The organism is Streptomyces sp. NBC_01537 (genome assembly GCF_045040445.1).
Lineage (GTDB): Bacteria > Actinomycetota > Actinomycetes > Streptomycetales > Streptomycetaceae > Actinacidiphila.
In genome coordinates this window covers 3,729,646-3,751,413 of the sequence record NZ_CP109392.1, presented here as the reverse complement: position 1 = coordinate 3,751,413, position 21,768 = coordinate 3,729,646, and the positions used below count along the sequence as shown (strand labels likewise).

At 70.1% G+C, this 21,768-nt stretch carries 25 protein-coding genes; 8 read left to right on the top strand and 17 right to left on the bottom strand.

All coding sequences use genetic code 11. From position 1 onward, the window contains the following. Nucleotides 1-8 precede the first annotated feature (8 nt). A complete protein-coding gene (locus OG607_RS17090) occupies nt 9-1,286 on the top strand; it encodes a thymidine phosphorylase (protein WP_405724032.1) in 1,278 nt (425 codons plus the stop codon). Between the two features lie 249 nt (nt 1,287-1,535). On the opposite strand, the gene OG607_RS17085 is transcribed toward OG607_RS17090, so the two are convergent. The 3 genes from OG607_RS17085 to OG607_RS17075 all read right to left on the bottom strand — a co-directional run bounded on the left by OG607_RS17085 (nt 1,536) and on the right by OG607_RS17075 (nt 5,545). Next, entirely contained in the window at nt 1,536-1,796 is a 261-nt protein-coding gene (locus OG607_RS17085; RefSeq protein ID WP_405724031.1) for a hypothetical protein, read from the bottom strand. A gap of 259 nt (nt 1,797-2,055) precedes the next feature. Next, nucleotides 2,056-3,504 carry a hypothetical protein gene (locus OG607_RS17080; RefSeq protein WP_405724030.1) on the bottom strand — a complete coding sequence of 483 codons (1,449 nt, stop codon included), beginning with the start codon at nt 3,502-3,504 and terminating at the stop codon, nt 2,056-2,058. Between the two features lie 751 nt (nt 3,505-4,255). Then, nucleotides 4,256-5,545 carry an MFS transporter gene (locus tag OG607_RS17075; RefSeq protein WP_405724029.1) on the bottom strand — a complete coding sequence of 430 codons (1,290 nt, stop codon included), beginning with the start codon at nt 5,543-5,545 and terminating at the stop codon, nt 4,256-4,258. 62 nt (nt 5,546-5,607) lie between these two features. Here OG607_RS17075 and OG607_RS17070 point away from each other — a divergent pair, with 62 nt between their 5' ends. Next, nucleotides 5,608-6,588, top strand: a complete 981-nt coding sequence (locus tag OG607_RS17070) for a LysR substrate-binding domain-containing protein (protein ID WP_405724028.1) — start codon at nt 5,608-5,610, stop codon at nt 6,586-6,588. Between the two features lie 145 nt (nt 6,589-6,733). On the opposite strand, the gene OG607_RS17065 is transcribed toward OG607_RS17070, so the two are convergent. Together OG607_RS17065 and OG607_RS17060 are read right to left on the bottom strand one after the other, a co-directional pair. Then, nucleotides 6,734-6,937: a DUF5999 family protein gene (locus tag OG607_RS17065; RefSeq protein WP_405724027.1), complete on the bottom strand. Its 204-nt coding sequence runs from the start codon at nt 6,935-6,937 to the stop codon at nt 6,734-6,736. Between the two features lie 260 nt (nt 6,938-7,197). Then, nucleotides 7,198-7,995, bottom strand: a complete 798-nt coding sequence (locus OG607_RS17060) for an alpha/beta hydrolase (RefSeq protein ID WP_405724026.1) — start codon at nt 7,993-7,995, stop codon at nt 7,198-7,200. A 110-nt stretch (nt 7,996-8,105) separates the two neighbouring features. Between OG607_RS17060 and OG607_RS17055 the strand changes: the two genes are divergently transcribed. Both OG607_RS17055 and OG607_RS17050 read left to right on the top strand, forming a co-directional pair. Then, a complete protein-coding gene (locus tag OG607_RS17055) occupies nt 8,106-9,272 on the top strand; it encodes an adenosine deaminase (RefSeq protein WP_405724025.1) in 1,167 nt (388 codons plus the stop codon). 152 nt (nt 9,273-9,424) lie between these two features. Continuing rightward, nucleotides 9,425-9,739 (top strand): hypothetical protein, encoded by a 315-nt coding sequence (locus tag OG607_RS17050; protein ID WP_405724024.1) that lies wholly within the window; start codon nt 9,425-9,427, stop codon nt 9,737-9,739. A gap of 89 nt (nt 9,740-9,828) precedes the next feature. Here the strand turns inward: OG607_RS17050 and OG607_RS17045 are convergent, their stop codons facing one another. The 8 genes from OG607_RS17045 to OG607_RS17010 all read right to left on the bottom strand — a co-directional run bounded on the left by OG607_RS17045 (nt 9,829) and on the right by OG607_RS17010 (nt 14,361). Next, nucleotides 9,829-10,041, bottom strand: coding sequence for a PspC domain-containing protein (locus tag OG607_RS17045; RefSeq protein ID WP_405724023.1), 213 nt, complete (start codon nt 10,039-10,041; stop codon nt 9,829-9,831). 115 nt (nt 10,042-10,156) lie between these two features. Further along, nucleotides 10,157-10,321: a hypothetical protein gene (locus OG607_RS17040; RefSeq protein ID WP_405724022.1), complete on the bottom strand. Its 165-nt coding sequence runs from the start codon at nt 10,319-10,321 to the stop codon at nt 10,157-10,159. A 115-nt stretch (nt 10,322-10,436) separates the two neighbouring features. After that, on the bottom strand, nt 10,437-10,601 hold the full coding sequence (locus OG607_RS17035) for a hypothetical protein (RefSeq protein WP_405724022.1): 165 nt from the start codon (nt 10,599-10,601) through the stop codon (nt 10,437-10,439). Nucleotides 10,602-10,716: 115 nt separating this feature from the next. Then, nucleotides 10,717-10,881, bottom strand: coding sequence for a hypothetical protein (locus OG607_RS17030; protein WP_405724021.1), 165 nt, complete (start codon nt 10,879-10,881; stop codon nt 10,717-10,719). 93 nt (nt 10,882-10,974) lie between these two features. Further along, nucleotides 10,975-11,457: a VanZ family protein gene (locus OG607_RS17025; RefSeq protein WP_405724020.1), complete on the bottom strand. Its 483-nt coding sequence runs from the start codon at nt 11,455-11,457 to the stop codon at nt 10,975-10,977. 53 nt (nt 11,458-11,510) lie between these two features. Continuing rightward, a complete protein-coding gene (locus OG607_RS17020) occupies nt 11,511-12,125 on the bottom strand; it encodes a hypothetical protein (protein ID WP_405724019.1) in 615 nt (204 codons plus the stop codon). After that, a complete protein-coding gene (locus OG607_RS17015; protein WP_405736844.1) occupies nt 12,122-13,786 on the bottom strand; it encodes a sensor histidine kinase in 1,665 nt (554 codons plus the stop codon). The genes OG607_RS17020 and OG607_RS17015 overlap by 4 nt, the downstream gene beginning before the upstream one ends. Continuing rightward, entirely contained in the window at nt 13,684-14,361 is a 678-nt protein-coding gene (locus OG607_RS17010) for a response regulator transcription factor (protein ID WP_329313327.1), read from the bottom strand. Before OG607_RS17010 ends, OG607_RS17015 begins: the two co-directional genes overlap by 103 nt. A gap of 199 nt (nt 14,362-14,560) precedes the next feature. Between OG607_RS17010 and OG607_RS17005 the strand changes: the two genes are divergently transcribed. Then, nucleotides 14,561-15,340 carry a SigE family RNA polymerase sigma factor gene (locus tag OG607_RS17005; protein ID WP_405724018.1) on the top strand — a complete coding sequence of 260 codons (780 nt, stop codon included), beginning with the start codon at nt 14,561-14,563 and terminating at the stop codon, nt 15,338-15,340. Between the two features lie 119 nt (nt 15,341-15,459). Here OG607_RS17005 and OG607_RS17000 read toward each other — a convergent pair whose 3' ends face one another. Beyond that, nucleotides 15,460-16,080, bottom strand: a complete 621-nt coding sequence (locus OG607_RS17000) for an ATP-binding protein (protein ID WP_405724017.1) — start codon at nt 16,078-16,080, stop codon at nt 15,460-15,462. Between the two features lie 126 nt (nt 16,081-16,206). Between OG607_RS17000 and OG607_RS16995 the strand changes: the two genes are divergently transcribed. Next, nucleotides 16,207-16,560 (top strand): hypothetical protein, encoded by a 354-nt coding sequence (locus OG607_RS16995; RefSeq protein ID WP_405724016.1) that lies wholly within the window; start codon nt 16,207-16,209, stop codon nt 16,558-16,560. Nucleotides 16,561-16,588: 28 nt separating this feature from the next. On the opposite strand, the gene OG607_RS16990 is transcribed toward OG607_RS16995, so the two are convergent. The 3 genes from OG607_RS16990 to deoC are packed head-to-tail and all read right to left on the bottom strand — an operon-like array spanning nt 16,589 to nt 19,906. Further along, entirely contained in the window at nt 16,589-17,476 is an 888-nt protein-coding gene (locus OG607_RS16990; RefSeq protein WP_405724015.1) for an aldehyde dehydrogenase family protein, read from the bottom strand. Continuing rightward, entirely contained in the window at nt 17,469-18,905 is a 1,437-nt protein-coding gene (locus OG607_RS16985; protein WP_405724014.1) for an aldehyde dehydrogenase family protein, read from the bottom strand. The genes OG607_RS16990 and OG607_RS16985 overlap by 8 nt, the downstream gene beginning before the upstream one ends. A gap of 5 nt (nt 18,906-18,910) precedes the next feature. Then, entirely contained in the window at nt 18,911-19,906 is a 996-nt protein-coding gene (deoC, locus tag OG607_RS16980; RefSeq protein ID WP_405736842.1) for a deoxyribose-phosphate aldolase, read from the bottom strand. 222 nt (nt 19,907-20,128) lie between these two features. On the opposite strand from deoC, the gene OG607_RS16975 reads away from it, so the two are divergent. Together OG607_RS16975 and OG607_RS16970 are read left to right on the top strand one after the other, a co-directional pair. After that, nucleotides 20,129-20,710, top strand: coding sequence for a SigE family RNA polymerase sigma factor (locus OG607_RS16975; RefSeq protein ID WP_405736839.1), 582 nt, complete (start codon nt 20,129-20,131; stop codon nt 20,708-20,710). Beyond that, nucleotides 20,707-21,723 (top strand): hypothetical protein, encoded by a 1,017-nt coding sequence (locus OG607_RS16970; protein WP_405724013.1) that lies wholly within the window; start codon nt 20,707-20,709, stop codon nt 21,721-21,723. The genes OG607_RS16975 and OG607_RS16970 overlap by 4 nt, the downstream gene beginning before the upstream one ends. Nucleotides 21,724-21,768: the final 45 nt, after the last annotated feature.

Sequence of the window (21,768 nt, the reverse complement as noted above, 5' to 3'; positions counted from 1 at the left end):
GACTTACCATGGACGCCATTTCCGTCATCCGTACCAAGCGGGACCGCGGCCGGCTGAGCGACGAGCAGATCGACTGGGTCATCGACGCCTACACCAAGGGCGTCGTCGCCGACGAGCAGATGTCCGCCCTCGCCATGGCCATCCTCCTCAACGGCATGGACCGCGCCGAGATCGCCCGCTGGACCGCCGCGATGATCAACTCCGGCGAGCGCATGGACTTCTCCTCCCTCCCCCGCCCCACCGCCGACAAGCACTCCACCGGCGGCGTCGGCGACAAGATCACCCTCCCCCTCGCCCCCGTCGTCGCCGCCTGCGGCGCCGCCGTACCGCAGCTCTCCGGGCGCGGCCTCGGCCACACCGGCGGCACGCTGGACAAGCTGGAGTCCATCCCCGGCTGGCGTGCGCTCCTGTCCAACGACGAGATGCTCTCCGTCCTCCGCGACACCGGCGCCGTCATCTGCGCGGCCGGCGACGGCCTCGCCCCGGCCGACAAGAAGCTCTACGCGCTGCGCGACGTCACCGCCACGGTCGAGGCCATCCCGCTCATCGCCTCCTCGATCATGTCCAAGAAGATCGCCGAAGGCACCGGCTCGCTGGTCCTCGACGTGAAGGTCGGCTCCGGCGCCTTCATGAAGACCCTCGACCAGGCCCGCGAACTGGCCTCCACCATGGTCGGCCTCGGCACGGACCACGGCGTGAAGACCGTCGCCCTCCTCACCGACATGTCCACCCCGCTGGGCCTCACCGCGGGCAACGCGATGGAAGTCCGCGAATCGGTGGAGGTCCTGGCGGGAGGCGGCCCGGCCGATGTCGTCGAGCTGACCATCGCCCTCGCCCGCGAAATGCTCGACGCCGCCGGCCTCAAGGACGCCGACCCCGCCAAGACCCTGGTCGACGGCTCCGCGATGGACGTCTGGCGCCGCATGATCGCCGCCCAGGGCGGCGACCCCGACGCCCCCCTCCCCGTCGCCCGCGAGCAGCACATCGTCACCGCCTCCGCCTCCGGCGTCCTCACCGGCCTCGACGCCTACGCCGTCGGCGTCTCCGCCTGGCGCCTCGGCGCCGGCCGCGCCCGCAAGGAAGACCCCGTCCAGGCCGGCGCCGGCATCGAGATCCACGCCAAGCCGGGTGACTCCGTCACCGCCGGCCAGCCCCTCCTCACCCTGCACACGGACACCCCGGAGAAGTACGACTACGCGCTGGCCGCCCTTGAGGGCGGCATCGAGATCTCCCCGGCGGGCACGGCGTTCTCGCCGAAGCCGATCGTGCTCGACCGCATCTCCTGACGCTGCGGGCCCGGTGGACGGATGTCCACCGGGCCTGTTACGTCCGGCGGTCAGCGTCGCTGCTTGGGCCCGCGTTCACCTGCGTCGGTGTGGTCGACTGGCCTCGGATGCCCCTGGTCTGGGAGTGTCCGGGGAGCAAACGACGGCAGGCACGGGCTTCCGCGCGTCCACGGGATTGGACATCTCGTGGGCTGGAAGCTCGTGCCTGCGCTGTCGTCACGGCCCGTTCCGGTCCGCGACTTTGGATCCCTACTTCATGTCGAGTGCGTACTCGCAGTGCACGGTCTGCTGGTAGTTGACCCCTGCCTGCGTGTAGCGCACCTTGCAGCCGGTCAGATGTTTGGTCACCTTTCCGGTGATGCGTACCCGCACCATGGCGTACTTGTCGCTGATGGCACCCGCCTTGATGGTGAACGGGTGTTTCGCGTAGTTGGGGTACTTGTCGAGGTTGGGCTCACCGTCGTGGGAGTCATCCCGGTAGTCCAGAAGATAACCCGGCGTGTCCTTCACGGAATACACCGGGTATCCGAGAACGGAGATTCCTTCCGGAATTCCCTCGACACTCACGCCAGTAATCGATATCGATTGCTTGGATGTGTTGTGCATGAGGGGAAAAGCGAACCTGTAGGCCTTCCCGACCTGCGCGTCCTGGATTCCGAGGATCCCCGACGCCGGAGGGCCCCCTGCTCGGATCGCTGTACCTGCCGCGATGCCGCCATTGTGAGCTGAGCACGCGACGGTGAGTGCCAGGAGCATCAGGGTGAGCACCCTAGAACGAGTAGATGACACCGGGTTTTCCTGAGACAGGGCCCTTCGCTCCCCAGATGTCGTGCTCAAGACTCCCGCTTCCCGCACTGATCCTCTGGTAGTGCGAGGACCCGTACTCGGTGTCGAGGTTGATGGCGACGTTAAACGCCTTCACTGCCACACTCCACGTGACCGAATTACCTTCCGTCACCGTGTAGTACGACTTTTTCGGGATGACTCCGCGGTAAGCGGGGCGGGAGTTGCTGTACGCCGCTGCACCGTCCTTCGAGCTCACATCTGCTCCGTACTTACCGACCGCGCCGCCGGCTGGTACCTCGTACTTTACGGGCTGGATGTTGTAGTGGTGCTTGGTCTTGGCTCCAGGACAGTAGAGCGAAACGTCGACTTCGTGGTATCGGATCGGCACCCGCCACTGCCTGGCCCATTTGGGTCCTTGCCCGCTGAAGCCGGTGGAGTGGCCCATGCTGCTCTTGCGGGAGATCTTTCCGGTGATGGACCAGTTCTGGCCGTCGACGCTTGTCGCGACGCCCCAAGTGCTGGACAGGCTGTCGCTGTAATCGAACGACGCTGTCGTGTCGTAGTACGCGTGCCCCTCGCCGACCGTGGTGTAGTAAATCCCCGACTTGATGACTTTTGACGCGGTGCTGCACGAGGGCACACCGATGCTCGGAGTCACAGTGCTGTAGTCGACGCCGTTCACCACGTCGGGCTTGAAGTTGCTGTCCGATGTGCCGTCAGCGTTCTGCCATGCGGGTGTTGCCGAGTCCCCTGCGATGTCGGTGGTTCCGGTGCCGGCATCTGTGTCGGGGGCATCGGGCAGTGTCACCGTAGTGGTGTCGACGTCGGGATGGATGGCCACGGTGTCCGCCGTCTCCGTGCGGGCTTGGGCGGATCCTTCCGTGGTCGCGGCCCCGGTGGCCACTCCGGCGTCCACGAAGTCCGAACCGGTCATCAGCGTGCCGTCCGGTGCGGTGCCGTCATACGTGGCTTGGAGTGCGAGCACGCCGCCGTTGCTGTCGGCGAGGGCCTGCAGGTCACTGGAGAGCGTGGCCGGCAATGTGTATGACCAGGTGCCTGTCGGCCCTGTCGTCGTGGTGCCCACGACTGTTGGGGTGACGCTGGTCCCGTCGTCGGGTACGGAGTCCACGGCGGTCAACGTCACCGTCGCTCCGGAGAGGGGCGCGCCGCTCCCCAGGGTGAAGACGCCCGTGACCGTGGGCGGCCCCGAAACGGCGGCCACCCCACTGGAGCTCGGCGCGGCCGAGACTGTCGGGCCGCTGCTCACGGTCGCTGCGACGGTGGGCTTGATGTCGGTGTCGGTCGGACTCGGTGAGGCAGTGGCGGTGGATCCGCATCCGGTGCCGACGGAATCAATGACGGCGCTCGTACAGGCGGCGTAGGCCGGGCCGGCTGTGTTCAGATTCGTGAGGAGGGCCGCCGAAGCGACCACGCCCGCAGCGATACCAAGGGCGATCGCTCTTTCTCTGCTTCCCCGCAATTCGGTTTCCCCCATATGGAAACGAGATGCCATCGCCTTCGGGTGGGGGTCAAGTCCACCCATGGCGCTCGGCCTTTGCCGATGGAGAGGAACATACTGCGGAGATCGTAAGAACCTCAATAACCTTCAACTACCCTTGTTTGTAAAGCTCAAATCCAACTCAATTCTGCAGCGGGGATCTGAGGCACCGTCAAAGACGGCACCCCAATTTGAGTGAAATGACCCATGTAGTTACCGTCCAATACGGACATATCTTATGAGTCGATGAGTGAATGTGATCCACGTCACTGCGCGATTCTCTCAAGTCCACTTCCTGGTCAAAGAATTCCACTACGCAGGCAAAGGGGTGCTCAAATTCGATCTCGAAATGAACTTGAAACTTTTTCGGTGTGCGTCGGTGGTGCCGCGTCGCAGCTTTCGCGACGGATGCCGGTGTCGAGAGTGGCCGTTGCCTGTTCGGGATCCTCGCGTCGGAAGCGCTGATGGGCATGCCAGCCTGTGGACAGCCTCTCTCATTTGCGCGCTAGTTCACGGCACCCGTGCTACTGCCGACGCCGGCGAGAGCGAACGAGGTCGCCAGGGCATTCTGTGGTGGGCGGGCGGTGCCCGGACGGCGGACGGGGTCTGGCGCAGCCGGGCGAAGCAAGCGGAGCCGCCCGCGAGCCCGGCGTTGGGACCGGGGCCGGGGCGGCGTGGGGACGCCTTACGCGGCCCGCGCGGCGGCCATCGCCTGTCGGGTGCCGTACAGCGTGACGCAGGCGACGCCGACGACGGCGGCCAGGGCCAGCGCCACCGTGCCGGACCAGCCGGCGGAGTGGTAGGCGGAGGCGCCGACGGTGCCGCCGAGGCTGGCGCCGGCGTAGTAGGCGGTGAGGTAGAGGGCGGAGGCCTGGGCCCGTCCGGTGGTGGCGGTGCGGCTGACGGCGCCGGAGGCGATGGCGTGGCCGGTGAAGAAGCCGCCGGTGATGAGGACGAGGCCGGCCAGGATCATGACCAGGGAGCCGGAGAGGGTGAGGAGGAGCCCGGTGGTGACGAGGGCGACGCCGACGTAGAGCGCGCCGCGGCGTCCGATGCGGGCCAGCAGCACGCCGGAGCCGGCAGAGGCCGCCGTGCCGACGAGGTAGACCAGGAAGATGAGGCCGATCGCGCTCTGGGAGAGGGCGAAGGGCTCGGCGGCGAGCCGGTAGGCGAGCACGGTGTAGACGGCGCCGAAGACGGCCATGAAGAGCAGGCCGATGACGTACAGGCGGCGCAGGAGCGGGTTGCCAAGGTGGCCGGTGACCGTGCGCCACAGGGCCGCGGGGTTGACCGGGCCGGGGCGGAAGTGGCGGGCCGGGGGCACGAGCAGGCGGAAGGCGACGGCGCAGGCGAGGGACAGGACGCCGACCGCCAGAAGGGCCGCGCGCCAGCCGGCGTACTGGGCGACGGCGCCGGTCACGATGCGGGAGAGCATGCCGCCGATGCTGTTGCCGGCGACGTACAGACCGATGGCCGAGGCGACGGCCTTGGGATCGACCTCCTCCGCCAGGTAGGCCATCGCGGTGGCGGGGAGGCCGGCCAGCGCGATGCCCTGGAGGGCCCGCAGGACGACGAGGGTGGTCAGGTCGGGAGCGAACGGGATGACCAGGGCCAGTGCCGCCGCGCTGAAGACCGATGCCGTCATGACCGCCGTACGCCCGTACTTCTCGCTCAGCGCGCTCATCGGCAGCAGCGCCACGGCCAGCGCGGCGGTGGCCGCCGAGACGGTGAGGCTGGCCTGGGCCGGGGTGAGGGAGAGGCCGGAGGAGATCGCCGGGAGCAGCGCCTGCGTGGAGTAGAGCAGGGCGAAGGTGGCGAGGCCCGCGGCGAAGAGCGCGTAGAGGGCGCGGCGGTAACCGGCGCCGCCGGGGCTCAGCTTGGGCGGTGCGAAGGAGGGTGCGAACGACGGTGCGAAGGACGGCGTCGAGGCGCCCGCGCGGATGATGGCGGACGCCCCTGTATCAGCAGCAGGCATGCCACAAAACTATGACTGTCCCTTTCATGCGTCCAATGCACAAACTGCGGATAATCGTTCCCATGGCGCATGAGGTGAGGTCACAGAGATCACTGTCACCGAACGGTGACGCAAAAGACATGTCCGCGGAGCTGGATGCCGAGTCCTGGGCGTCCGTGCTGGCTCCGCGCCTCGCGCAGTTCGCCGCCGTGGCGCGCCACGAGCACGTCACCCGCGCCGCGCAGCAGCTAGGCATGCCGCAGTCGACCCTCAGCCGGGCGATGGTCCGGCTGGAACTCGACCTGGGAGTGACCCTCTTCGCCCGCCATGGCCGCACCGTCTCGCTCACTCCGGCCGGCCGCGGTTTTCTGGCGTCCGTCGAGCGGGCGCTGGCCGAGGTGGAGCGGTCGGCGGAGTCCGTTCGGGCGGACGCGGACCCGGAGGCGGGCCGGGTGGCGTTCGGGTTTCTGCACACCCTGGGTACGGAGACCGTGCCGGGGCTGCTGCGCACCTTCCGGGCCGACTATCCGCGGGTTCGGTTCCAGCTCGTCCAGACGTACGGGGAGGCGATGCTGGAGCGGCTGCGTGCCGGGGAGCTGGACCTGTGTCTGACCTCACCGGTGCCGGACGCGCCGGATCTGGTGACCCGGCGCCTGGACGAGCAGCGGCTGCGGCTGGTGGTCCCGGAGGGACACCGGCTGGCGGGCCGGAAGCGGGTGCGGCTGGCGGAGGCGGCGACGGAGCTGTTCGTGACGCTGGAACCGGGTTACGGGATGCGCCGGATCACGGACGCGCTGTGCGCGGAGGCCGGCTTCAGCCCGAGGATCGCGTTCGAGGGGGAGGAGGCGGAGACGCTGCGGGGCCTGGTCGCGGCCGGGCTCGGCGTGGCGCTGCTGCCGCCGCCGACGGTGCCCAGGCCCGGCGTGGCCGAGCTTGCCGTGACCGCGCCAAGGGCCGTGCGGGAGATCGGGGTGGCCTGGCTGGGCGGGCATCCGGACACTCCGCCGGTCGCCGCGTTCAAGAAGTTCCTGCTGAGCCGGAGGGGTCAGCTGCTTCCCGTGTGACGCGGACGGTGACCTGACGGGTCAGTACGGCATGGGGCGCCCGGAGGGCGTCCTCAGGTCGGGCTCGCGCGGAGCGATCGGCTTGGTCTTGCGGACTCTGATCTGTATGCGGTGCATCGGAATCACCTCACGACCGGGCCACCGCTCAGGCGGCGGCTGGAGCCTTTGCGTCAATGGGGCGGCGCGGGTGGATGACCCGGCCGTCCGGGAGGATCTCGCCGTTGTCCTCGAAGAGGACGACGCCGTTGCACAGCAGACTCCAGCCCTGCTCGGAGTGGGCTGCCACGACATGAGCCGCTTCACGGTCTGGCGCGTCCGCTGCGGGACACGCGGGTTGATGCAGGCACATGGTGCACCTCGATTCCACGTTCCACTGCGCTTCTGGTTGAGTCCGTTATGTGCCCGGTTCAATCCACTTGAGGTGGACTGTACCTCCGTTCGAAAGCGGAAGGAAGGATTCGGGCATATTCCAGACGGAAACGGGTAGGGGACTCCTTTGTCCCGATACTGCCGTCTCCTGCTGAAGGCTTCGTGTACCCCCGTACTCACATGCTCTCGCGTGCCACTGACAGCCGCCGTACTGCCGTACGCTAGGTCTACCCGCGTCCGTCAGTGATGAAGCCCCGACGTGCGCCCGAAACCGACGGCCAGTGGCATCCGCAGGCCCAGCGGCGGGGGAGCGGCCAGCGCGTCGGCCACCGGGCGGGCGAGAGCGCGGCCCAGGAGGGTGCCGAGGACGAAGTCGGCGGTGACGGCGGCGACCTCGGAGCGGTGGTCGTGCAGATCGTGGCCGTCGGTGTGCACCTCGAAGCGGCAGACGTCACGATTGACCTTTTTGGCCCGCTCGGCGAACCGGTACGACAGTTCGGGGTCGGTGTCGCGGTCGTTCGTGCCGTGCACGATCAGCGCCTGACGCCCGATCAGCTGACGTACCGGATCGGGCTCGGTGCCGGCCGGCAGCCAGGGGGCGATCGCCACCACGGAGCTGACGGCCGCGTGCCCCGCCGCGTGCAGCGCCGCCCGGCCGCCCATGTCCATGCCCACCAGGCAGACCGGTATGTCGCCGTAGCGGCGCACCACCTCGTCGACCGCCCATGACGCGTCCTGCGCGGGATGCGCATGCCCGCCGTTCCAGCCCCGGAACCGGTAGTGCACGACATGCGCGGCGAGCCCCTCGCCGCGCCCGGCCCGCACCAGCCGGCGGCCCAGCGGCAGCATCGCCGCCACGGCGAGCGGTGAGCGCCTGCGCGTGCTCAGCGCGTCGCCCCCGGGCAGCAGAAGAACGGCGGCCCGTACGGTGTCGTACGACTCCCGCCGTGCCGCCGGTACGAATCCCGCCGGGACCGGTCCCGATGTCAACTGTCTGCCCAACCGCGCACCACGCACAGGCAAAGCTTGCGAAGCCATGGGAGAACCATTGCAGAAGTTCAGGTGTGCAGGACCTGACACCGAGGTCAATATTCGGCATCAACGGAATGCTCTACGCGCGTAGGCCGATCAGACGCTATCGTGCGGTAATGACGAGCTCAAGCCTCAGCCTCCCGGACGCGGACCAGATCCGCCGCGCCCCCAAGGTGCTGCTGCACGACCATCTCGACGGTGGCGTCCGCCCGGGGACCGTCGTCGACCTCGCCCGCGAGACGGGCTACCGCGCCCTGCCCGAGACCGACCCGGACCGGCTCGGCGCCTGGTTCCGCGAAGCCGCCGACTCCGGCTCGCTCGAACGCTACCTGGAGACTTTCTCGCACACCGTCGGCGTGATGCAGACCCGCGAGGCCCTCGTGCGGGTCGCCGCCGAGTGCGCCGAGGACCTGGCCGCCGACGGCGTCGTCTACGCCGAGATCCGCTACGCGCCCGAACAGCACCTCGAAGCCGGGCTGACCCTGGAACAGGTCATCGAGGCCGTCAACGAGGGCTTCCGCGAAGGCGAGCGCCGCGCCCGCGAGAACGGCGACCGCATCCGCGTCGGCGCCCTGCTCACCGCGATGCGGCACGCCGCCCGCTCCCAGGAGATCGCCGAGCTCGCCAACCGCTACCGCGACCTCGGCGTGGTCGGCTTCGACATCGCCGGCGCGGAGGCGGGCTTCCCGCCCACCCGGCACCTCGACGCCTTCGAGTACCTCAAGCGCGAGAACAACCACTTCACCATCCACGCCGGCGAGGCCTTCGGCCTGCCCTCCATCTGGCAGGCACTCCAGTGGTGCGGCGCCGACCGCCTCGGACACGGCGTGCGCATCATCGACGACATCCATGTCTCCGACGACGGCTCGGTCAAGCTCGGCCGCCTCGCGTCGTACGTACGCGACAAGCGCGTCCCGCTGGAGATGTGCCCGACCTCCAATCTGCAGACCGGAGCCGCCGCCTCGTACGCCGAGCACCCCATCGGGCTGCTGCGCAAGCTGCACTTCCGCGTCACGGTCAACACCGACAACCGGCTGATGAGCGGCACGAGCATGAGCCATGAGTTCGGGGAGCTGGTGGCGGCATTCGGCTACACCCTCGACGACATGCAGTGGTTCACGGTCAATGCGATGAAATCGGCGTTCATTCCTTTTGATGAACGCCTCGCGATGATCAATGACGTCATCAAGCCCGGGTATTCGGAGCTGAAGGCCGAATGGCTGTTCCGGCAGACATCCGTGACACCGGCCGCGACCAGCGGTTCGGCGGTGGAAGAGGGCTGACGGGGAGAATTCCGGCCTGCGCATGCGGCTTGCGGCGGCGCGGCGTGGGGGCGGCGCGAAGCCGCGAGCCTGCTTGCGCGGGGTGGGGCCCCTGGCTAGCGTCGACGCTCGGCTGTCGCCCACCTCCCCCCACCACGACGAGGATCGCCATCATGAAGACCGGAACCGTCAAGACCCTCGGCGCCGCCGCGCTCGGTGTCGCCTTCGCGGGCGCCGCGGCCGGCACCGCCACCGCCGCCCCCGCCGAGGCAGGCCTCCCGACCCTGCCCGCGTCGGTGCCGGTCGCCGACGTCGCCCACTCCCTGCCCCTCGACCAGGTCACCCAGGGCCTGCCCACCAAGACCACTCACGTGGTCCCCGGTGCCATGAGCGCCCCCACCGGTGTCTCCACCCTCCTCGGCGGCCTCCCCACCGGCGCCCTCCCGCTGGGCCAGCTGCCCCTCGCCGGGCTCCCCATCGGCGGCTGACAGCTGTCACCCGTCACCGCCTGCGCATGCGCAAGGGCCGCACCCCTGTCGTTCAGGGGGGCGGCCCTTTTGCGCATGCGCAGGCGGGATCAGACGGCGTAGCCCGCGCCCGAGGCCTTCTCGGACGGCATGACGATCCACATCGCCAGGTACAGCAGGAACTGCGGCCCGGGCAGCAGGCAGGACAGCAGGAAGATCACTCGCATCGTCGTCGCCGAGGTGCCGAACCGGTCGGCGAGCCCGGCGCATACTCCGGCGATCATCCGGCCGTGACGGGGGCGGACCAGTGTGGACGCGGACATGGCGTGCTCCTTCTTGGGTGTGTTCACGCGGGTGGGTAAGTGTTCTGGGTACGCGTTGAGGTATCCGTGCCGCAGGCACGGGGCGGTTGTGGGTGTCGGGTACGGTGGCGTCCGGTCACGGCGCCGGGCTTGATCGTCCCGGTTGTCCGGGCGGTGCCCCCGGCACGACGGCCGGAGGCCGGCGCAGCCGTCCCGAAGCAAGCGAAGCGCCCGCGAGGGTGGCGTCCAGGATCGGGGCCATGCGGCCGTGACGGGGGCGGACCAGTGTGGACGCGGACATGGCGTGCTCCTTCTTGGGTGTGTTCACGCGGGTGGGTAAGTGTTCTGGGTACGCGTTGAGGTATCCGTGCCGCAGGCACGGGGCGGTTGTGGGTGTCGGGTACGGTGGCGTCCGGTCACGGCGCCGGGCTTGATCGTCCCGGTTGTCCGGGCGGTGCCCCCGGCACGACGGCCGGAGGCCGGCGCAGCCGTCCCGAAGCAAGCGAAGCGCCCGCGAGGGTGGCGTCCAGGATCGGGGCCATGCGGCCGTGACGGGGGCGGACCAGTGTGGACGCGGACATGGCGTGCTCCTTCTTGGGTGTGTTCACGCGGGTGGGTAAGTGTTCTGGGTACGCGTTGAGGTATCCGTGCCGCAGGCACGGGGCGGTTGTGGGTGTCGGGTACGGTGGCGTCCGGTCACGGCGCCGGGCTTGATCGTCCCGGTTGTCCGGGCGGTGCCCCCGGCACGACGGCCGGAGGCCGGCGCAGCCGTCCCGAAGCAAGCGAAGCGCCCGCGAGGGTGGCGTCCAGGATCGGGGCCATGCGGCCGTCACTGGGGCGGACCAGTGTGGACGCGGACATGGCGTGCTCCTTCGTGATCGCCCGGGCAGGCCCTAGGCGCGGATCCTGCTGATGACTCCACGCTACGAGCACATACGGGTCTGAATCGTCGCTCTAGGGGGCGATCCCGACCCTGGGAATCGTCGGGGTGGACCCCTGAGGGGGCCGCTGCGCGACCCGGGCGCGGCGGCGGAGACGGTGGCGGGCGGCGGGGACGACGGCCAGGTAGGCGAGGGCGACGCCGGCCGTGTTGAGGAGGAGCGCGTCGACGTCGAATATCTGGCCGGGGACGACGGTCTGGAGGAATTCCAGGGAGAGGGAGACCATCAGGCCCGCGAAGACCGTGCGGGCGAAGGAGCCGAGCCCGGAGACGAGGACCCGGCCGCCGGCCATCGGGAGGATGACCCCGAGCGGTGCGAGGAGGGCCAGGCCGGCGCAGAGGCGGCGGCAGGCCAGCCAGGGGTCGTCCAGGGCGAGGTCCGCGCGGATGGTGGCCAGGGGCCGGAGGTTGGGGGCGTCGACCCAGGGGACGTAATGGGGGCGCAGCATCAGCCATCCGACGAAGAGCAGATAGGCCGCGGCGAGAACCAGGCCCACCGCGCGCACTTTGGGGAGAGAGCCGTCGCGCCGCACGCCTGCAAGGACGCGGGTTATTTAACGGCGGTTCCCGCGGTCTGCGCGGTATCGGGAAGGGTGCGCAGATCCTCGGTGCAGCTGAAGCGCCGGGGCGCGGCCGATCCGGTGCCGCCGAGCACGACCGTGTTGCCGGTCGAGCCCGCCGCCGTGCCCGCCAGGGTGCACACGATCTGGGCGAGGGCGAAGGGCGGCAGCTCGTCCAGCGGGACGCCCAGCCGCAGGGTGCCGGCGGGGTCGGTGCGGCGCGCCTCGCCGAGGTCCAGACTGCCGGGCACGCTGGTGCTCAGCCCGGCCGCCGACTCGTCCGCGCCGGGCTTGCTCTGCAGTTCGGCCAGCAGTCGGCGCGCGGTGTCGAGCCGGTCCGAAGAGGCGGTGGCGCCGGGAGCGACCGCCACGGTGCGGGACACGGCGGTGACCTGGGCGCCGCGGCACACGAGATAGAGCCGTACGGTCTCCCCGGCAGCCGAGGCCGAGGCCGTCGCGCCGGGCAGCGTGCACGACACGCGCGCGGGCGCCGGCCCGGCGTCCACCGGCACGGACGTGGCGCGGATCCCGCACGCGGTGGCCGTGGCGGCGAGCGACAGAGCCGCCCCCAGGACGGCGGCGGCCCGCCGAGGGGCGGTTCTCACGTGGTCTCGATTCCTTCCTCGCCGGGCGAGCCGTCCGGCTCGGGCGAGCTCGGCAGGCGGAGCGTGAAGACGGCCCCGCCGCCGGAGATGTTGGCGGCGGTGATCTCGCCGCCGTGGATGTGCGCGTTCTCCAGCGCGATGGACAGCCCGAGGCCGCTGCCCTCGGAGCGGGCGCGGGAGGCGTCGGCCTTGTAGAAGCGGTCGAAGACATGCGGCAGCACGTCCTCGGGGATGCCCGGGCCGTTGTCGGCGACCTCGATCACCAGCTCCGCGCCGATCTGCCGGACCTTGACCCGGACCGGGGAGCCGCCGTGCTTGAGGGCGTTGCCGATCAGGTTCGCCAGGACGACATCGAGCCGGCGCGGATCCAGGCGTACGAAGATGCCGCGCGGCGCGTCGAGTTCGACGGCGTCCAGCCAGGCGCGGGTGTCGATGCAGGCGGTGACCATGTCGGCGACGTCGACCTCGTCCAGGACCAGCTTCGCCGTGCCCGCGTCGAAGCGGGTGACCTCCATCAGGTTCTCGACCAGTTCGTTGAGCCGCTTGGTCTCGCTCACCACCAGGCGCACGGCCGGGGCGATCATCGGGTCGAAGGAGTCCGCCTCGTCCTCCAGCACCTCGGCGACGGCGGTGATCGCGGTGAGCGGCGTGCGCAGCTCGTGCGACATGTCGGCCACGAAGCGCCGGCTGGCCGCCTCCCGCGCGCTCAGCTCGTCCACCCGCTGCTCAAGGCGCTCCGCGGTGCGGTTGAACGTACGCGACAGCTCGGCCAGCTCATCCGTGCCGGAAACCCGCAGGCGCGTGTCGAGTTTGCCCTCGCCGAGCCGCCGGGCCGCCTCGCCGAGCCGCTGGACGGGACGCAGCACCGTGGAAGCGGCGGCCTGCGCGAGCAGCGCGGCGCCGATCAGGGCGAGGGCGGTGGCGATGGCCAGCGACCAGGCGAGCGAGTTGAGGTCCTTGCGCTCGGCGTCCAGCGACTTGAACATGTAGCCGGTCGGGCCGCCGCCGATCATCCTGGCCCCGCCGATGAGATACGGCTGCCCGTGGAAGTTCACCCGCTGCCAGTACAGGTGGTACTCGGTCGGGTCGTTCGGCTTGGGGTACCGATCGTCGACCGCCTTGCGCAGGCTGGCCGGCACATCGCCGATCCCGAAGCCGCCGCTGCGCGAGGACGCCGTGCAGCGCCCGGACGTGGTGTCCTGGATGAGCAGCACCTGGTAGTTCTGCGTGCTGGTCCCGATCGAGTCCGCAGCGTCCTCGATCTTCGCGCAGGACGGGTTCTGCGTCAGCGCGCCCGCGTCCCGTGACATCGCGTCCCGGAAGTCGTTGAGCGCGGCGTTCTGCGCGCGGGTCAGCACGGCGTCCCGGTTCAGCCAGTACGCGATCCCGGACGCGGACACCGCCGCGGTCAGCGCCACGGCGGCGAACACCGCCACCAGGCGCAGCCGCAGGCTGGTGAGCCGCAGCAGCCGCGACTTCCAGCCGTTGAGCCGGGCGGGCTCCGACTGCCCGGTGCGTTCTTCGCGCGGCAGCTGCCGCTGAGGTTGGTGCTCTTTGATCACTGCGGTGTGTCCAGGCGGTACCCGACGCCACGCACCGTACGGATCAGGGTCGGCGCCGACGGCACGTCCTCGATCTTCGCGCGCAGCCGCTGCACGCAGGCGTCCACCAGTCGCGAGTCACCCAGGTAGTCGTGCTCCCAGACCAGCCGCAGCAGCTGCTGACGGGACAGCGCCTGCCCGGGCCTGCGGCTCAGCTCCAGCAGCAGCCGCAGCTCGGTCGGGGTGAGCTGCAGATCCTCGCCGTTCTTCGACACCGTCATCGCGGAACGGTCGATCACGATGCTGCCGAACGCAGCCGAGTCCGAGCTGTCCCGCTCCCCGCGCCGCAGCACCGCCCGGATCCGGGCGTCCAGCACCCGCGGCTGCACCGGCTTCAGGACATAGTCGTCCGCCCCGGACTCCAGGCCGACCACCACGTCGATGTCATCGCTGCGTGCGGTCAGCAGGATGATCGGCAGCTGGTCCGTCCGCCGGATCCGGCGGCACACCTCGAAACCGTCGATGCCCGGCAGCATCACGTCCAGCACGATCAGGTCCGGCCGCTGCTCACGCAGCAGTTTCAGCCCGTCCTCGCCCGTCGCCGCGGCCACCACACGGTGACCCTGGCGGGACAGGGCGAGTTCGAGGCTGGCTCGGATCGCGTCGTCGTCCTCGATCAGCAACAGGAAAGGCACGGTCGCATTCTCTCCTACGTACTCCCGGGTGCGGTACCGCAGGCCCACAGTGGCCGCACAGCCGGTGTCTGTGACGGGCCTGTGACACTCGGCGGACAGGGCCATGAAACTGGCCCGGCAGTCTATTGGGCACAGCAAGTCGCACCACTGCACAGCACGACGCAATAACCGAAGCAGGCTCCACCGACGGGGGCGCGAAATGAACGCACTGCACAGCACGACGACCACCGCAGTACTTCAGCCGCGCCAGCACACCGCGGTCCGGAGCGTGGAGAAGTCCGGTGCCACCGGCGGACGGGGGTGCGCTCGTGGCACCGGACGGCAGGTGATCCGTAACCGGCCGCCGTACATGACGGCGATCGAGGGCGGTCACGGGGGAAACAACGGGGGTACCAACGGGGGAACCCACGGGGGATCCGCGTACGGGGAGACGGGGGACCGGCACTCCTCCACGGCGGAGGCGGACTTCACCGCCTACGTCCAGGAGCGCCGCGCCTCCCTGTACGCGACCGCATACCACCTGACCGGCGACCGCTACGAGGCCGAGGACCTGCTCCAGAGCGCGCTGTTCTCCACCTACCGTGCCTGGGACCGGATCAGCGACAAGGCCGCCGTCGGCGGTTACCTGCGCCGCACCATGACCAACCTGCACATCAGCGCCTGGCGCCGGCGCAAGCTCAACGAATACCCGACCGAGGAGCTGCCCGAGACCGTCGGCGAGTCCGACGCCATGCGCGGCACCGAGCTGCGCACCGTCCTGTGGCAGGCGCTCGCCAAGCTTCCCGAGACCCAGCGCACCATGCTGGTGCTCCGCTACTACGAGGGCCGCACCGACCCGGAGATCGCCGACATCCTCGGCATCAGCGTCGGCACGGTCAAGAGCAGCATCTGGCGCTCACTGCGCCGGCTGCGCGAGGACGACTCGCTGAGCTTCGGCGAAGGCACCGAGGAAGAGGCCTTCGGCGAGCTGGTCGCCTGATTCGGGGGAGTCAGGCCGGGGGAACGGGGACACGGGGGAAGCGGGGGGAACGGGGGACGAGGCGGGACCGTATGGCCGGGGGGTCTGTGCGGTCCCGCTTCGCTGTTCTCTGTGTGTGCTTACGCCTCCACGGGCACCGGCTGCCGGTGCGCGGCGCGGATCCGCTCCAGCGCCGCGTCCCGCCCGCACACCCGCGCTCCCAGCGCCGCGTGCCGCGCCACGATCCCGCGCTCCGCGCGCATCAGCATCCAGCCCCTGCGCAGCAGGAACGTCACCGATTTGCGGCCCTCGCGCAGATCCCGTACGAACCGCCGCCGCGCCGTGGTCACCGCGCCCCGGCTCAGGCAGATCGCGTCGGCCAGCAGCCCCGGTTCCGCGCACCGCGCCACGATCTCCGCCGCGAAGATGCCCTCCGCGATGAACAGCGGGGCTCCGCCCAGATCCACCGCCGCCCGGCCGGTGATCGAGCTCGACGAGATCTCGTACACCGGCACCGATGTCCGTCCCGTCGCGCACAGCTCGGTCACCGCCGCGACGGCGGCATCCGCGTTCCACGACAGCGGCGAGTCCCAGTCCGTCCCGATGCCGCTCGGCAGCTCGGGGAGGGTCGGGTCGTCGCCCTCCTTGTAGAAGTCGTCCAGGCGCAGGACCGGCAGCCCGGTGCGGGCGGCGAGGGAGGACTTGCCGGAACCGGAAGGTCCGGTCAGCAGAATGACGCGGGCGTTTTGGCTGGGGCTCACGGAAGACCAGTGTGAGGCATTAAGCCATCCGAGTGACCCTTCAGGTCATGCTTTGGACGCGTGACGTTCAACCAAATACCGTACGTAGCCCTACTGTCGCGCTACGGAACCATACAGGTGGACGTCATGCCGAACCCCTCCCGCGCCCTCCGTCGTATCGCGGTCGTGGTGTCCTCCGCCGCCGCCCTGGCCTCCGCGGGCACCGCCGCCGCCCACGCCGCGGGCCCCGTCGACGGCCCCAAGGCCGCCTCCGACGGCAGCCGCCAGGCCGGAAAGGCCATCGTCGGCACGGTGAAGTACCTTCCGGTCAATCCCCTGGCCCACACCAACGTCAATCCGCTGGACAACTCCCTGGGTTCCCAGGTCGCCGACTTCCAGCCGGTCTCCACGGCGATGGTCACCGCGCCGCTCGCCGACAGCCGCTCGGTTGAGGAACTGCCGGTCATCGGCGGCGCGGTGAAGAAGCTCCAGGGGCCCTGACGGGCCCGGACCCCAGAGCCTGTCCGGTTCAGTACGCGGAGCCCGCCGAGCCGCCCGCGCCCGCCGGGTGCCAGACCGTCTTCGTCTCCAGGAAGGCCGTGAGCCGCTCCGTACCCGGCTCCGCCGCCCAGTCCACAGCCTGTGGACGACGGACGCGCTTCAGGTTGTCCGCCGCGGCGATCTCCAGTTCCTTGGCCAGCACCTCGTCCGCGCCGGCCAGATCGATCGCGTTGACGTCCTGGTGAGCGGCGAGCGGCGCCGCGATCTCCGCCGTACGCCCGGACAGCAGGTTGACGACACCGCCGGGCACGTCGGACGTGGCGAGCACCTCGCCCAGGGACAGCGCCGGGAGCGGGGCGGACTCGCTCGTCACGACGACCGCGGTGTTGCCGGTCGCGATGACGGGGGCGAGCACGGACACGAGCCCCAGGAAGGACGACTCCTGCGGGGCGAGCACGGCCACGACGCCGGTCGGCTCGGGCGAGGAGAGGTTGAAGTACGGCCCGGCGACGGGGTTGGCGCCACCGACGATCTGGGCGATCTTGTCGGTCCAGCCTGCGTACCAGACCCAGCGGTCGATGGCGGCGTCGACGACGACGGCGGCCTTGGACTTGGAAAGCCCCTCCGCCTCGCCGACCTCCCGTACGAACTGCTCGCGGCGGCCTTCGAGCATCTCGGCGACGCGGTACAGCACCTGGCCCCGGTTGTACGCCGTGGCGCCCGACCAGCCGCCGAAGGCCTTGCGCGCGGCGACGACGGCGTCGCGCGCGTCCTTCCGGGAGGACTGCGGCGCGTTGGCGAGCCAGCGGCCCTTGGAGTCGGTCACCTCGTACACCCGCCCGCTCTCGCTGCGGGGGAACTTGCCCCCGACGAACAGCTTGTAGGTCTTGAAGACACTCAGTCGCGTGTCAGACATCGAGGTAGGCCTCCAGACCGTGGCGGCCGCCCTCGCGGCCGAAACCCGACTCCTTGTAGCCGCCGAAGGGCGAGGTCGGGTCGAACTTGTTGAACGTGTTGGCCCACACCACACCGGCCCGCAGCTGGTTCGCGACCGACAGGATGCGCGAGCCCTTCTCCGTCCAGATGCCGGCCGACAGGCCGTACTGGCTGTTGTTGGCCTTCTCGACGGCTTCGGCCGGGGTGCGGAAGGTCAGTACGGACAGCACCGGGCCGAAGATCTCCTCGCGGGCGATCCGGTGGGCCTGGGTGACGCCGGTGAAGAGCGTCGGGGCGAACCAGTAACCCGATGAGGGCAGCTCGCAGGCGGGGGACCAGCGCTCGGCGCCCTCGGCCTCGCCGCTGTCGGCGAGGGCGGTGATACGGGCCAGCTGCTCGGCGGAGTTGATGGCGCCGACGTCGGTGTTCTTGTCCAGGGGGTCGCCCACGCGGAGGGTGGACAGGCGGCGCTTGAGCGCGTCCAGCACCTCGTCGGCCACGGACTCCTGGAGGAGGAGGCGGGAGCCGGCGCAGCAGACCTGGCCCTGGTTGAAGAAGATGCCGTTGACGATGCCCTCGACGGCCTGGTCGACGGGCGCGTCGTCGAAGACGATGTTGGCGCCCTTGCCGCCCAGTTCCAGGGTGACCTTCTTGTTCGTACCGGCGATCGACCGGGCGATGGCCTTGCCGACGGCGGTGGAGCCGGTGAAGGCGACCTTGTTGACGTCCGGGTGGGCGACGAGCGCGGCGCCCGCGTCCCCGTAGCCGGTCAGGATGTTGACGACGCCCTTCGGCAGCCCGGCCTGGCGGCAGACGTCCGCGAAGAAGAGGGCGGACAGGGGGGTGGTCTCGGCGGGCTTGAGGACGACCGTGTTGCCGGTGGCGAGCGCCGGGGCGATCTTCCAGGCCAGCATGAGGAGCGGGAAGTTCCAGGGGATGACCTGGCCGGCCACGCCCAGGGGCCGGGGGTCCGGGCCGTAGCCCGCGTGGCCGAGCTTGTCGGCCCAGCCGGCGTAGTAGAAGAAGTGCGCGGCGACCAGCGGAAGGTCGGCGTCGCGGGTCTCGCGGATCGGCTTGCCGTTGTCCAGGGTCTCCAGGACGGCCAGCTCGCGGGAGCGCTCCTGGATGATCCGGGCGATCCGGAAGAGGTACTTGGCGCGCTCGGCGCCGGGCAGCGCGGACCACGAGGCGAATGCCTTGCGGGCGGCCCTGACGGCGCGGTCCACGTCGGCCTCGCCGGCCTGGGCGATCTCGGACAGGACCTCTTCGGAGGACGGGGAGACGGTCTTGAAGACCCTGCCGTCGGCGGCCTCGGTGAACTCGCCGTCGATGAAGAGCCCGTAGGACGGGGCGATGTCGACGACTGCCCGGGACTCGGGCGCGGGGGCGTACTCGAACTTCGTTGTCATCGTGATCAGTCCACCGTCACGTAGTCGGGACCGGAGTAACGGCCGGTGCTCAGCTTCTGGCGCTGCATCAGCAGATCATTGAGCAGGCTGGACGCGCCGAAACGGAACCATTCGTTGCTCAGCCAGTCCTCGCCGACGGTCTCGTTGACCAGGACGAGGAACTTGATGGCGTCCTTGGTGGTGCGGATGCCGCCGGCCGGCTTCACGCCGACCTGGACGCCGACCGTCGCGCGGAAGTCGCGTACGGCTTCGAGGAGGATCAGCGTGTTGGGGGGTGTGGCATTGACCGCGACCTTGCCGGTCGAGGTCTTGATGAAGTCGGCGCCGGCCAGCATGCCGAGCCAGGAGGCGCGGCGGATGTTGTCGTACGTCGACAGCTCACCGGTCTCGAAGATCACCTTGAGGTGGGCGGAGGTTCCGTCGGGGCGTGCGCAGGCCGCCTTGACGGCCCTGATCTCGTCGTAGACCTTCAGATAGTGCCCGGCCAGGAAGGCGCCACGGTCGATGACCATGTCGACCTCGTCCGCCCCTGCCGCGACCGCGTCGGCGACATCGGCCAGTTTCACCGGCAGCGCGGCCCGGCCGGCCGGGAAGGCGGTGGCGACGGACGCGACACGGACGCCCGATTCGCCGAGGGCCTCCTTGGCCACCTTCACCATGTCGGGGTAGACGCAGATCGCGGCGACCCGGGGGGTCGTGCGGTCCAGGGGGTCGGGATGGGCGCCCTTGGCGCACAGCGCCCGGACCTTGCCCGGGGTGTCCGCGCCTTCGAGCGTGGTCAGGTCGATCATCGAGATGGCCAGATCGATGGCGTACGCCTTCGCCGTGGTCTTGATCGAGCGGGTGCCGAGGGTGGCGGCGCGGCCTTCGAGGCCGACCGCGTCGACACCGGGCAGGCCGTGCAGGAAGCGGCGCAGGGCGCTGTCGGACGCGGTCGCATCCGACAGGGACGCCAGCCGGGCCGCGGCCTCGGGGCTGTGAGCGGGGACAGTGATGGGCATGGTCACCAGATGAGCATATCTACGCGCGTAGCGACTGTCACTAGGGCGGTGGACGGCCGGGGCAGCCGATACGGGACCGCAACCTTTCGCGCTGGTTTTCCAGGGTAGCCGGGCGGGCCGGGCAACCGGATCCGGAGACCGGCGGGCAACCGGATCCGAAGACCGGGCAACCGGATCCGGAGAAGTGGTGGTCTGGAGGGTTGAGGGGGTGTGCGGATGAAAATGCACGCAGAGGACGAAGCGCAGTTCCAGGCTTTTGTGCAGGCCAGATGGGCCCACCTGGTGCGGACGGCCTATCTGCTCTCCGGGGACCGGCACTATGCCGAGGACCTGGCGCAGGCGGCGCTGGCCAAGGCCTACCGGTCCTGGCGGCGGGTGAACCGCAGTGAGAATCCGGAGGCGTATGTCCGCCGGATCCTCGTCAGCTGCAACAGCGACCGTTTCCGAAAACGCCGGGTCGCCGAACGGCTCACAGCCGCCCCGCCCGAAGGGACCGGCGCCGATCCCACGGCCCGGGTCGCCCAGCGCGAGCTCTTGCTGGAAGCGCTCGCCGGGCTGCCGGCCCGCCAGCGGGCAGTGGTCGTCCTGCGGTACTGGGACGACCTCTCGGAGGCGGAGGTCGCCCAGACCCTCGGCTGCTCGGCCGGGACGGTCAAGAGCCAGGCGGCCAAGGGGCTGGCCAAACTGCGCGCGTATCCGGGGCTCGGCGCTTCGGAGGAGCGCGGTGTCCCGGGTGCTCGCGGTGTCCCGGGCGCTCGCGGACGGCGTGAACGCCTGACCACAGACCACGGAGGTGTGAAATGACGGAGTTCGGCTTCAATGACGGCAACGGTCCCTTTGACGACGAGCTCGACCGGGCTCTTCGCGACGAGCTCGGCGGCGGGTTCGATGACGAGCCGTTCGACTTCGAGGCGAAGCTGCGCGAAATGCTCACCGAGGACGCCGGAAGCGTGGCCCCCGGCCAGGCGCCCTACTCGGCGATCGTCCGCCGGGGCCAGGCCGCCCAGCGCCGCCGGGCGGCCGCCATGGGCATCGGCCTCGCCACGCTCGTCGCCCTCCCGGGTGCGGCCTACGCCGTGAACGTCCAGTGGAGTCCCGACCCGGGCGTCAGCGCCCGCCCCGGGGCCTCCTCGAAGTCGCCCGCGACGTCCCCGGCGCCCACGACACCCGCGAAGCCGACGCCCGTCCCCAGCGGCGCGGCCGGCCCGGCCACACCGGGGCAGCTCGCCGACGGCATCACCCTGGAACGGGCCTCCGAAGCCCTCACGGCCTGCCTGGACTACAACAAGGCGCACCGGATCCAGGGCTCACCGATGAACCAGGACCTCGGCAAGGCCGCCGACTACCGCATCATCCTCGCCCTGAGGACCACCGGCGACGACAACGCCCCCGGCGACGGCATCGGCGTCGTCGCGGTCAAGGACACCCCCAAGACCAGGCTCATCTGCTCCGAGAAGGGCGGCGTGGGCTCCGGCCTCAACACCAGCATCGGCGAGGACAACGACCCGAACCGAGGCGCCGTGGCGCCGGACATCAACGCCTCCAAGCTCTACAAGCAGACCATCCTTTCCAGCGGCAGCTGGAAGCTTCCGTATCGCTGGGGCAGCATCGGCACCATCGAGTCCGGCGTCGCCAGGGTCACGGTCTCCTACGGCGGGGCGACGGTGGAGGCCGCCCTGGACCACGGGTACTTCGCCGCCACCGGCATATTGACCCAGTCCGTCAGCAGGACCCCGCACATCAAGGGCTACGACGCCGACGGCAAGCTGGTCTACGACTCGGACTCGGACACGGGCTACGACCAGGCTGTGTCCTGACGGGCCCGGGGGCGCCCCTCGCCCGCCGGTCAGGCAGAATCGAGC

What these genes read in the sequence shown, in the direction of transcription:
- OG607_RS17090 (WP_405724032.1), top strand. Translation starts at nt 9, where the DNA reads ATGGACGCCATTTCCGTCATCCGTACCAAGCGGGACCGCGGCCGGCTG.
- OG607_RS17075 (WP_405724029.1), bottom strand. Translation starts at nt 5,545, where the DNA reads ATGCCTGCTGCTGATACAGGGGCGTCCGCCATCATCCGCGCGGGCGCC.
- OG607_RS17070 (WP_405724028.1), top strand. Translation starts at nt 5,608, where the DNA reads ATGGCGCATGAGGTGAGGTCACAGAGATCACTGTCACCGAACGGTGAC.
- OG607_RS17065 (WP_405724027.1), bottom strand. Translation starts at nt 6,937, where the DNA reads ATGTGCCTGCATCAACCCGCGTGTCCCGCAGCGGACGCGCCAGACCGT.
- OG607_RS17060 (WP_405724026.1), bottom strand. Translation starts at nt 7,995, where the DNA reads ATGGCTTCGCAAGCTTTGCCTGTGCGTGGTGCGCGGTTGGGCAGACAG.
- OG607_RS17055 (WP_405724025.1), top strand. Translation starts at nt 8,106, where the DNA reads ATGACGAGCTCAAGCCTCAGCCTCCCGGACGCGGACCAGATCCGCCGC.
- OG607_RS17050 (WP_405724024.1), top strand. Translation starts at nt 9,425, where the DNA reads ATGAAGACCGGAACCGTCAAGACCCTCGGCGCCGCCGCGCTCGGTGTC.
- OG607_RS17045 (WP_405724023.1), bottom strand. Translation starts at nt 10,041, where the DNA reads ATGTCCGCGTCCACACTGGTCCGCCCCCGTCACGGCCGGATGATCGCC.
- OG607_RS17040 (WP_405724022.1), bottom strand. Translation starts at nt 10,321, where the DNA reads ATGTCCGCGTCCACACTGGTCCGCCCCCGTCACGGCCGCATGGCCCCG.
- OG607_RS17035 (WP_405724022.1), bottom strand. Translation starts at nt 10,601, where the DNA reads ATGTCCGCGTCCACACTGGTCCGCCCCCGTCACGGCCGCATGGCCCCG.
- OG607_RS17030 (WP_405724021.1), bottom strand. Translation starts at nt 10,881, where the DNA reads ATGTCCGCGTCCACACTGGTCCGCCCCAGTGACGGCCGCATGGCCCCG.
- OG607_RS17005 (WP_405724018.1), top strand. Translation starts at nt 14,561, where the DNA reads ATGAACGCACTGCACAGCACGACGACCACCGCAGTACTTCAGCCGCGC.
- OG607_RS16995 (WP_405724016.1), top strand. Translation starts at nt 16,207, where the DNA reads ATGCCGAACCCCTCCCGCGCCCTCCGTCGTATCGCGGTCGTGGTGTCC.
- OG607_RS16990 (WP_405724015.1), bottom strand. Translation starts at nt 17,476, where the DNA reads ATGTCTGACACGCGACTGAGTGTCTTCAAGACCTACAAGCTGTTCGTC.
- OG607_RS16985 (WP_405724014.1), bottom strand. Translation starts at nt 18,905, where the DNA reads ATGACAACGAAGTTCGAGTACGCCCCCGCGCCCGAGTCCCGGGCAGTC.
- deoC (WP_405736842.1), bottom strand. Translation starts at nt 19,906, where the DNA reads ATGCCCATCACTGTCCCCGCTCACAGCCCCGAGGCCGCGGCCCGGCTG.
- OG607_RS16975 (WP_405736839.1), top strand. Translation starts at nt 20,129, where the DNA reads ATGCACGCAGAGGACGAAGCGCAGTTCCAGGCTTTTGTGCAGGCCAGA.
- OG607_RS16970 (WP_405724013.1), top strand. Translation starts at nt 20,707, where the DNA reads ATGACGGAGTTCGGCTTCAATGACGGCAACGGTCCCTTTGACGACGAG.